Origin of the sequence: Prevotella conceptionensis 9403948 (assembly GCF_000312305.1) — a bacterium.
Taxonomy (GTDB): domain Bacteria; phylum Bacteroidota; class Bacteroidia; order Bacteroidales; family Bacteroidaceae; genus Prevotella; species Prevotella conceptionensis.
Genome location: NZ_HE999446.1, coordinates 160,611 through 163,508, shown reverse-complemented (window position 1 = coordinate 163,508; position 2,898 = coordinate 160,611). Strand labels below are relative to the sequence as shown.

Sequence of the window (2,898 nt, the reverse complement as noted above, 5' to 3'; positions counted from 1 at the left end):
GCCCTGCGGTCCGGGTGCCGTCACAGGCTGCTCCCAGGGATGAGAGGGGTCGGGATGGGCAAAGCCGTAGTTCAGGGCAGGCTGGCATTCAAAGAAGTTCTTCTCATAGTATTTGCCGCGTTTTGCGTCCATCTCCACATAACGCCCACGTGTGCTTCCCTCCGGATTGGCATCCCTGTGGCGCGCTTCAATCTCTTCCTTGTCTTTCTGTGAGATGGTGTCAGTCCATATATAATAGTCGGAATAACGCCCGTTGCGGTCGCCGTTCGCACATTCCTGGAACCACGGCGACTTCACGCTCGTGTGTCCTGCCACCAGGTCCAGGCAGACCTTTATGCCTCTTCTGTGGGCTTCGTTGACCAGTGTCACCATATCGGTATTTGTACCGAAGCGCGGGTCAATCTTGTAGAAGTCGATGACATCGTAGCCACCGTCAAACCATCCCGACTCGAATACGGGATTCAGCCACAAGGCATCCACGCCCAGCGACTTGATGTAATCCAGCCTGCTGGTGATGCCGGGCAGGTCTCCGATACCGTTCCCGTCCGTATCCATGTAGGAGGAAGGATAGATCTGATAGAAAACGGCATTGTCAAGCCATTGTGGGTTCGTGCCGATCTGGGCCGTCATGGGGACTGCCATGGCCAGTGCCGCTGCTGCTGTGATGATTTCTTTCTTCATTGTTTAAGTTTTTAGTTGTCAGGATGCCCGTCGGACTTCCTGTTGTGTTGTCTGATGCAAAAGTACGGATATCCTTTTGAAAAACAAAGGAAGAATAGGATAGAGGAGTCTGCATTCCCTGAAAGTTGACAGCCGGAATATCCTTGGACATCCCGGCTGTGATAAGGAATCAGAACCGGCTTTATTTCTTATAGCCTGGATTCTGATGGAGATTCTTGTTCAGATTCAGCACCTCATAAGGAATCGGATAGACGCAGGTGTATCCCTGGGTGTCATCGAGGTAATCGCCGGCAGAAGCATTGTGGCTGACACCGGGATAGCGGTCTGCCGTCGGCTGGGTGAAGGTGCAGAAGCGTATCTGGTCCTGACGCCGTACGCCTTCCCAGGCCAGTTCAATCATGCGTTCGTCAAGAATATCATTCAGGTTGAGCGAGGTGCGCGGGGTGGCGTGTGCCCGGTCCCTGATCTGGTTGACGAGTGTCAGTGCCGCCGCATGGTTGCCCAGCCGGTATTCTGCTTCCGCCTTCATCAGCAGCGCATCGCCATAACGCCAGATGACAAGGTCGTTGTTGTACTGTCCCTGTGCGGCTGCCGTCGGGTCGTACTCATACTTCTTGAAACGGGCGCCGGCGCATTTCACGTCATGCTTGTCGGCATTGGCATCGAAGTCTACCACGACTGCCAGCGGACGGTAAGAGAGTGTTCCGCCGACGCCGTCGTCCACGGTCTTGCCGCCGGTCTGCTGGGTGTACTCCTGTTCTACCCAGTAGTTCTGGCGCAGGCGTGGGTCTCCGTTGCTTTCCTTGTATCCCATCACTTTCATCGCACGTACCGTGGCGCAGGCACCGTTCCATCCGTTGAATCCGGCGGCACTCGCATGGTTGTAGTGTACGGAGCGGATCAGGTTGTAATCGGTAATCTTGTACGTTTTGTCGTCGTTCGGACGTACAAAGATGTTCTCGTTAGAGTTCTGGTTCTGTGTGACGAAGTTGTCGGCATAGTTCGGCGAGAGGGTGTAGCCGAAGCCTGCGAGCTTGTCCACGCAGTACTTCACGGTCTCCCAGCAGTTGCGTTCCGTCCCGTCTACAGTCATCTTGATGTCCATTCCCTTTGCCGATATGTTTGCACCGAGGGTTTCGCTGGCCTTGCATTCCTTCGATTTGTCGTCGCCGACAAACGCCTTGTAGCTGTTCGGAGTTACGTCATCCGTGTTGTAGACAGGTGCATTGAGGGCGCACTTTGCCAGACACATATAGGCAACAGGCTTGGTGATACGTCCGAAATACTTGCCGGTCTTCTGGCTCTGGTCATCTGCGAGGTCAGGCATTGCCTCTGTCAGTTCCTTGACGACGAATTTGAACACATCCGAGCGGTTGCTCTGGTTGACATCGCTGGTTCCCTGCTTGGAAGACGTCACTACCGGCACCTGTCCGAAGAGATCCATCGCATAATAGTAATAGATGGCGCGCAGGGCACGCAGCTCGGACACATATGGCTTGTAGTCGGGATGTTCGCCGAGCATCGGCGTGAGCTGGTCGATGGAGCCGTTGCACTGCCCGATGATCTTGTAGATATGCTTCCAGTTGTTGTTGTAGGTGTCCACAGACGATGCGAAGTTGTGGAGGAAGAAGTTCTGCCACTTGCCGCCGTCTACCCAGTCGCCCTGCCGTCCCGGGAGAATAGCCTCGTCAGAAGTGAATTCCTGCAGACAGTGGATGGCATCCGTACCGCCATAGATACCGTCTCCGATCTCTGAATAGACCTTTGCCACAGAGTTGACATAGGTCGGTGTGGCATTTGCGAAAGCGTCAGTCTCTTTGAACTTGCTTTGAGGTGTCTCGTCCAGCGAGCAGGCTGCAAGCAGTGCCGTGGAGAGCAGTGCCATTCCGAAAATATATTTCTTCATAATAGTATTCCTTTTTTGTTTATCAAGACCTTAGAAATTAACAGACACATTGAACGAGAAGGTGCGTGTCAACGGGAAGAGACGCTTGTCGTCTACACCCAGTGTCCCGTAGGTTGTACGGCCTTCGTCGACACGGACGAGCGATGCGGAGTTGATCATCGGGGTCAGGCCGCTGTACCCGGTGAGGGTGCAGACGTTGTTGACGGCCAGTCCGAGATGGATGCTCTGGATCCAGTCGGCCTTGAGCTGCTTCTTGTTGAAGGTGTAGCCCAGCGTGATGTACTCGAAGTTCACGTAGTCGCCTTTCTCCA

Annotated in this window: 3 protein-coding genes; all 3 read right to left on the bottom strand. The window is 54.2% G+C overall.

Annotated elements, in window-relative coordinates:
- Nucleotides 1-681, bottom strand: a 681-nt coding sequence (locus tag BN93_RS06900; protein ID WP_044260155.1) for an alpha-amylase family glycosyl hydrolase, incomplete at its 3' end; no start/stop codon positions are given.
- 181 nt (nt 682-862) lie between these two features.
- Nucleotides 863-2,587, bottom strand: a complete 1,725-nt coding sequence (locus tag BN93_RS06895; protein WP_019187611.1) for a RagB/SusD family nutrient uptake outer membrane protein — start codon at nt 2,585-2,587, stop codon at nt 863-865.
- Between the two features lie 30 nt (nt 2,588-2,617).
- The coding region (locus tag BN93_RS06890; RefSeq protein ID WP_044260053.1) for a hypothetical protein at nt 2,618-2,898 on the bottom strand (281 nt) is incomplete at its 5' end.